Origin of the sequence: Afipia sp. DC4300-2b1, assembly GCF_049895725.1 — a bacterium.
In the GTDB taxonomy this organism is placed as follows: domain Bacteria; phylum Pseudomonadota; class Alphaproteobacteria; order Rhizobiales; family Xanthobacteraceae; genus Afipia; species Afipia broomeae.
This window is the reverse complement of record NZ_JAFCSX010000003.1, coordinates 388,770-395,000: the sequence shown is the minus strand read 5'-3', so window position 1 is coordinate 395,000 and position 6,231 is coordinate 388,770. Positions and strand designations below refer to the sequence as shown.

Here is a 6,231-nt window from a genome sequence, read left to right as displayed (position 1 = left end):
GCTACGCCGGAAACCGTCCGTCATCGGTCGCTGCCAGCGGCTTCTGTGTGATGGTCCATGTCAGCGGACCCGGCGCGCGATCTGAATCGGCCGAGAAATCCAGCGACAGGCGGCGGTCATGTGCCGTCATCAGGCCTTCGATCAATCCGCTCAGCGCGCGCAGGCACATCGGATGATAATCGGGAACGCCCGCGATCAGTCCCCATTGCCTCTGTGAGACCGTGATTCCGCCACGCGTCTGAGCGAGATCGGCCTCGTCGCCTTCGGCGCGCAGGAATTCGAGCAGGAAGGCGCCGAAGCCTTGCGGACCGGCGTCATGTGCTGCGGGGAAACTCGCAGCGATGTCGGGATAGAACTGCATGCCGACCAGCTTGCCGGTCAGATACAACAAATGACCCGCATCGGAGGGGCTGAACTGGTTGACGATCACCGGCAGCGCGGAGCGGACATATTCCATCGCATAGTTGCGGTAGGCTTTTTCCAGCCGCACGCGCGGCCATGTGTCGGTCGCGAGCTTCGGCGCAGCAGCCGGATCGAACAGCGGGGCTTCGAGATGCCGCGCGAACACCAGCCGCCCCTCAGGCAAAAGATCGCGGTCGTATTCGTAATAGAAGCCTTCGAGGCCGTTCTGGCCGTCGACGGTCTGCTTGGTGCAGACGAAACCCATCCGAGGATTCTTGAACGAAACGCCGTTGTGGGCGTGCCAGCCGCGCAGCATCGCGGCCGAAACTTCGCCGGGAATTGCGCAGATCGCGGTGCCGCGCCAGACCCAGCGCGGCGGCGGATAGCGGATCCAGGCCTTGCGATCGGACTCGCGCATATATTCGACGTTCACGCCGCCGATCTGGTTGCTGAGATAATGATACTGCGCGGCGGCCACCGCATGCGGCGCCTTGCTCAGGCCGAACTTCTCAATGCCGGCAAGAAAGCGCTCGTGGTGCTGGCGCCGGAAAACGCGGAACACAAACTCCGCGGCGTCGGCGGTGCTGCGCCGTGTCACCAGCGACATGATCAGCCCAGTGAAATAGGCGTGGTAGAGATCGGCGACCGCGTGCCAGGCTCTGAAATCGGTGTCGTCTGCGCGGTCGCTCATCGCCCGTCCTCGATCAGGCCGGCGGCGGAACGGTGCTCTTCACGGAGTCTCGCTGCATCATTTTTTCATGGAACGAGTCGAGCTTCGGAAAGGTTTTGCGCCAGCCGCAATCGGGAAATCGGAAGTCGAGATAGCCGAGCACGCAGACGATGCCGATCTGCACGATGTCCAGCGGGCGGGTCAGCACGTCGGGATGCGCCTCGTAGCGCGCCAGACCATCCCATGCGCGCTTGAACTGATCGTCCGCCCATCCGGTCCAGAGCAATTCCTTCGGCCGCAGCATTCTCTCGTAGCGGCACAGCAGCAGCGCATCGAGCATGCCCTGTAGAATGGAATGCTCGGTCTTGGCCTGCCATTTCGCCGGACCCGATGCGGGGATCAGCTTCCCGCCGCCGAGTTCGTCGAGATACTCGGCGATCACGTAGGAATCCACGATGACCTGACCACTGTCGAGGATCAGCGCCGGAATCTTGCGCAGCGGCGAGACGTTGCGTGCGTATTCTTCGTTCTCGGTGACCGGGATCGCCTTGATCGGAACGATAAACTCGATCCTGTCGAACAGCCCAAGCTCCATGGCGGCGATGCGGATCTTGCGTGCGAACGGCGATGCCGGCGAATAGGCAAGCTTCATGGAGGGTTCCTGAATTCGAGAAATGAGCAGCGGGCTCCGGCGCGCACGCCGGAGCCATGAACGTGTTGGCGATCAGGCCGCGACGATTTCCTGACGCTGCGCGCCGAGGCCGTCGATGCCGAGGGTGACGACGTCGCCGACGTTGAGGAATTTCTGCGGCTTCATGCCCATGCCGACGCCGGGCGGCGTGCCGGTGGTGATGATGTCGCCGGGATACAGCGTCATGATTTCAGAGACGTAGGACACGATCTTCGCCACACCGAAGATCATGGTTGCAGTCGAACCGGTCTGGCATCGCGTGCCGTTGACATCGAGCCACATGCCGAGTTTCTGCGGGTCGGGGATTTCGTCGGCCGTCGCGATCCATGGACCGACCGGGCCGAAGGTGTCGTGGGACTTGCCCTTGGTCCACTGTCCGCCGCGCTCGATCTGGAAGAACCGCTCCGACACGTCGTTGCAGACCGCGTAACCTGCAACGTGCTTCAGGGCGTCGGCTTCGGTGACATACTTGGCCTTGGTGCCGATGATGATCGCGAGTTCGACTTCCCAGTCGAGCTTGGTCGATCCGCGCGGCTTTTCGATATTGTCGTTCGGTCCGCACAGGCTGGTGTTGGCCTTGATGAAAACGATCGGCTCCGACGGGATTGCCATGCCGGCTTCGGCGGCGTGGTCGGCGTAGTTGAGGCCGATGGCGACGAATTTGGTGATGCCCGTGACCGGCGAACCGAGGCGCGGATTGCCATCCACCAGCGGCAGCGACGCCGGATCGACAGCGGCGATCTTGGCAAGGGCGGCGGGCGAGAGCGCATCGCCATTAATATCCTTGACCAGAGCCGACAGGTCGCGAATGCGGCCCGAGCGGTCGAGCAATCCGGGCTTCTCCTGGCCCATGGCGCCATAACGAACCAATTTCATAGGCAGTTCCTCTTTGTTTTCGTCCGATAATTCATTCGTCGGATGTTTCATGCGACACGGCGCGGGGAAATTCAACCTTTAGAGGCGTTGTGCAGCGCCCTCATTTTCAGGGGCTTTCTGGGGCCGCAATCAGCCTGAAGGCATCGCCGTCGCGCACGATGTGTCCGGGGTCGTAGTGACCGCCGAATACCAGCGTGGGCGTGTCCGCAAAGCGCGAAAACAGCATTTTCCGGGCCTCAATGGACTGGATCGGATCGGAATCCGCCGTCGACGACCAGTCGAGGTGCGCCATCTGGCAGGGATGATGGGCGACGTCGCCGGTCAGCAGCGCCTGCTGGCCGTCGGATGTGACGAGAACACTCATGTGGCCGGGGCTGTGTCCGGGGGTTGCGATCAGCGATACTTCGTCACCTATGCGGTGATCGCTGCCGATCAGATCGGCGCGTCCGGCATCGACGATCGGCTGCACCGAATCCTCGAACACCGCCTTGTGTTCGCCAGCAGAACTGTGCGCGGCCCAGTAATCGTATTCGGTCCCGCCGAACAGATAGCGGGCATTGGCAAACGTCGGCACCCACTTGCCGTCGACAAGCTTCGTGTTCCAGCCCACATGATCGACATGAAGATGCGTGCAGAGAACCGTATCGATCGTGTCCGCCGGATAACCTGCGGCAGCGAGGTCATTCAGGAACGGCCTGTCGAGATTATTCCACACCGGTACGGATCGGCCGGTCTTGTTGTTGCCGATGCAGGTATCGACAATGATCTTGTTCGTCGGCGTCTCCACGATCCACGACTGCACATTGAGCCTCAAGCGGCCTTCGGCGTTCGCATAATGCGGCACCAGCCATGGAAGCTTCCGGGCTTCTTCAGGTGTGGCCTGCGGAAGAATGAATCGCGTGCCGCCCGTCGCTCCGATTTCCACGACGTTGGTGATTTTGACGCGGCCCACGGTCCATTGCATCAAGCCTGCTCCCGGTCGCTTCGGCGTATTGTTTTCACCCTCGGGTTTTCAACCCGAGGGTTTGTTTTGCGTTGATCGCGCGTGACGCTTACATCGTGCCCGGATAGGCGCCGCCGTCGAGCAGGATGTTCTGGCCGGTGATGAAGCCGGACTTGGCGCCGCACAGGAAGGCGCAGGCGAGGCCAAATTCCTCCGGATCGCCGAAGCGTCCGGCGGGGTTCTGCTTGGCGCGCTGCTTCAGCAGATCCTCGACGGAAATGCCTTGCGCATCCGCGGCCTTCTGCGCGATCGGCCCGCGAATGCGGTCGGTGTCGAACGGTCCCGGCAGCAGGCCGTTGATGGTGACATTGGCGATCACGGTCTTGCGCGCGATGCCGGCGACGAAACCGGTGAGACCGCTGCGCGCGCCGTTCGACAATCCCAGCACGTCGATCGGCGCCTTCACCGCGGCGGACGTGATATTGACGATGCGGCCGAACTTGCGCGCCATCATGCCGTCGACCGTCGCCTTGATCAGTTCGATCGGCGTCAGCATGTTGGCGTCGAGCGCCTTGATCCAGTCGTCGCGGGACCAGTCGCGAAAATCGCCCGGCGGCGGCCCGCCGGCATTGTTGATCAGGATGTCCGGATCGGGACAAGCCTTCAGCGCGGCTTCGCGTCCGGCCGGTGTGGTGATGTCGCCGACGACTTCCGTCACCGTCACCTTGGGGCTGGCTTTGCGAATGTCCGCTGCGGTCCTGGCGAGGGCTTCCGCGCCGCGCGCCGTGATCGTGACATGCACGCCTTCATTCGCCAGCGCGATCGCGCAGGCGCGGCCCAGACCCTTGCTTGCTGCGCACACAATCGCGCGCCGTCCTGAAATTCCGAGATCCACTGGTTACTCCCGTTTTTGCTGGGTTTCTTGTCTCCGCCGCAAACCGGTCACGGAACTGTCGGCGGTGTTGGGTAGATAAGCCGTCATGCCTGATCTATGCGGCGCGCGCAATCAAGGGGCGCGCATCTCTGCCTTGATCATGTCGGCCGCCTTCTCGCCGATCATGATGGTGGGGGCATTGGTATTGCCGCCGATCACTTCGGGCATGATCGATGCGTCCGCGATGCGCAGGCCCTCGATGCCGTAGACCTTGAGCCTTGGATCGACCACGGCCATCGGATCATTGACGCCCATCTTGCAGGTGCCGACCGGGTGATAGACCGTGTCGGTCCGCGCACGCAAAGCCTCGCGAATCTGGTCGTCGGATTCCACGCCAGCGGTGAACGGATCGGACGTTTGAAGGGCTTTCAGCGCGGGCGCATCGAGCAGGCGCCTGGTTGTCTTGAAGCCTGCGACCATCGCCTCGAGATCGTCGGGATCGCCAAAGAAATTCGGGTCGATGGCGGGTGGCTGCATCGGATCGGCGCTTTGCAGCCAGACGCTGCCGCGGCTTTTCGGCCGCAGCAGGCAGACGTGGCAGGAAAAGCCGCTGCCGAAGAACGGCGTGCGGCCATGGTTGTTCACCACCGCCATGCAGAAGTGCAGTTGAATGTCCGGCAAATCCAGATCGGGCCGGGTTTTGAGAAACCCGCCGCATTCGGCGATGTTCGATGTCATCGGGCCGCGGCGCTCGCGGCGATACTGGAAGATCGATTTGATGATGCGTTTGATGCCCGGAAGCGTCAATCCGGTGAAGTTCGGATTGTCCGAGCGGAAGCCGAACACGAAGTCCGGGTGATCGTGCAGGTTCTTGCCGACGCCGGGCAAATGATGCACCGGCGCGATGCCGTGCCTGGCGAGTTCGGATTGATCGCCGACGCCGGACAGCATCAGCAGTTGCGGGGTCTGGAAAGCGCCGAGGCCGAGGACGATTTCGCGCCGCGCCTTGACCTGCTTCGTCTCCTTGCCCCGGCGATACGCGATGCCGGTCGCACGCTTGCCGTCGAACAGGATGCGCGTGGCATGCGCGCCGGTGATCACATGCAGGTTCTTGCGTGTATCCATGAACGGATGGATGTAGCCGCGCGCGGCACTCCAGCGTTCGCCGTTCTTCTGCGTGACCTGATAAACGCCGAGCCCTTCCTGTTCCTCGCCGTTGAAGTCCTCGTTGATCCGGAACTGTGCCTCGCGCGCGGCCTGCAGGTAGATGTCCTGAACCGGATTGTCGGTTTGCAGCTTGGTGACGCTGAGCGGGCCGCCCTTGCCGTGATAGAAGCCGTCCAGTTCGCTGTTGTCTTCGGACCGCTTGAAGTAGGGCAGCACGTCGGCATACGACCATCCCGTGTTGCCGAGCGAGGCCCAGCGATCGTAGTCGGCCTTGTGGCCACGGATGTAGCACATCGCGTTGATCGATGACGATCCGCCGAGGCCCTTGCCACGCGGCTGGTAGCCTTTGCGGCCGTTGAGGCCGGGCTGCGGGACCGTTTCGAACGCCCAGTTGTTGACCGGGCCGGACACCATGAAAATCAGCGCGCCGGGCGTGGTCACGACCCAGTTGTCGTCCTTGCCGCCGGCTTCCAGCAGCGCGACCGAGACATTTGGGTCTTCCGACAGGCGGCTTGCCACCGCGCAGCCTCCCGAGCCCGCGCCCACAACCACGTAATCGAGCGTGTCCGCCATGATCTGCCCCCTGACAGCATTGTTTACGCCGGCAT

6 protein-coding genes are annotated in these 6,231 nt (G+C 62.7%); all 6 read right to left on the bottom strand.

The window, feature by feature from the left end:
- Position 1 precedes the first annotated feature (1 nt).
- On the bottom strand, positions 2 to 1,093 hold the full coding sequence (locus tag ACP7AL_RS14305) for a hypothetical protein (RefSeq protein WP_425992274.1): 1,092 nt from the start codon (positions 1,091 to 1,093) through the stop codon (positions 2 to 4).
- A 13-nt stretch (positions 1,094 to 1,106) separates the two neighbouring features.
- Positions 1,107 to 1,724: a glutathione S-transferase family protein gene (locus tag ACP7AL_RS14300; RefSeq protein ID WP_425992272.1), complete on the bottom strand. Its 618-nt coding sequence runs from the start codon at positions 1,722 to 1,724 to the stop codon at positions 1,107 to 1,109.
- Positions 1,725 to 1,796: 72 nt separating this feature from the next.
- Positions 1,797 to 2,639: a fumarylacetoacetate hydrolase family protein gene (locus ACP7AL_RS14295; RefSeq protein WP_006018840.1), complete on the bottom strand. Its 843-nt coding sequence runs from the start codon at positions 2,637 to 2,639 to the stop codon at positions 1,797 to 1,799.
- 106 nt (positions 2,640 to 2,745) lie between these two features.
- Entirely contained in the window at positions 2,746 to 3,603 is an 858-nt protein-coding gene (locus ACP7AL_RS14290; RefSeq protein WP_425992270.1) for an MBL fold metallo-hydrolase, read from the bottom strand.
- Positions 3,604 to 3,691: 88 nt separating this feature from the next.
- A complete protein-coding gene (locus ACP7AL_RS14285) occupies positions 3,692 to 4,477 on the bottom strand; it encodes an SDR family oxidoreductase (protein WP_006018842.1) in 786 nt (261 codons plus the stop codon).
- A 111-nt stretch (positions 4,478 to 4,588) separates the two neighbouring features.
- The gene (locus ACP7AL_RS14280) at positions 4,589 to 6,196 is read right to left on the bottom strand and encodes a GMC family oxidoreductase (RefSeq protein ID WP_425992268.1); all 1,608 of its coding nucleotides are present in this window, start codon (positions 6,194 to 6,196) and stop codon (positions 4,589 to 4,591) included.
- Between the last annotated feature and the right edge of the window lie 35 nt (positions 6,197 to 6,231).

Bases quoted from the DNA above. Each gene is read 5' to 3' on its own strand.
- ACP7AL_RS14305 (WP_425992274.1), bottom strand. From the start codon at position 1,093: ATGAGCGACCGCGCAGACGACACCGATTTCAGAGCCTGGCACGCGGTC.
- ACP7AL_RS14295 (WP_006018840.1), bottom strand. From the start codon at position 2,639: ATGAAATTGGTTCGTTATGGCGCCATGGGCCAGGAGAAGCCCGGATTG.
- ACP7AL_RS14280 (WP_425992268.1), bottom strand. From the start codon at position 6,196: ATGGCGGACACGCTCGATTACGTGGTTGTGGGCGCGGGCTCGGGAGGC.
- ACP7AL_RS14290 (WP_425992270.1), bottom strand. From the start codon at position 3,603: ATGCAATGGACCGTGGGCCGCGTCAAAATCACCAACGTCGTGGAAATC.
- ACP7AL_RS14300 (WP_425992272.1), bottom strand. From the start codon at position 1,724: ATGAAGCTTGCCTATTCGCCGGCATCGCCGTTCGCACGCAAGATCCGC.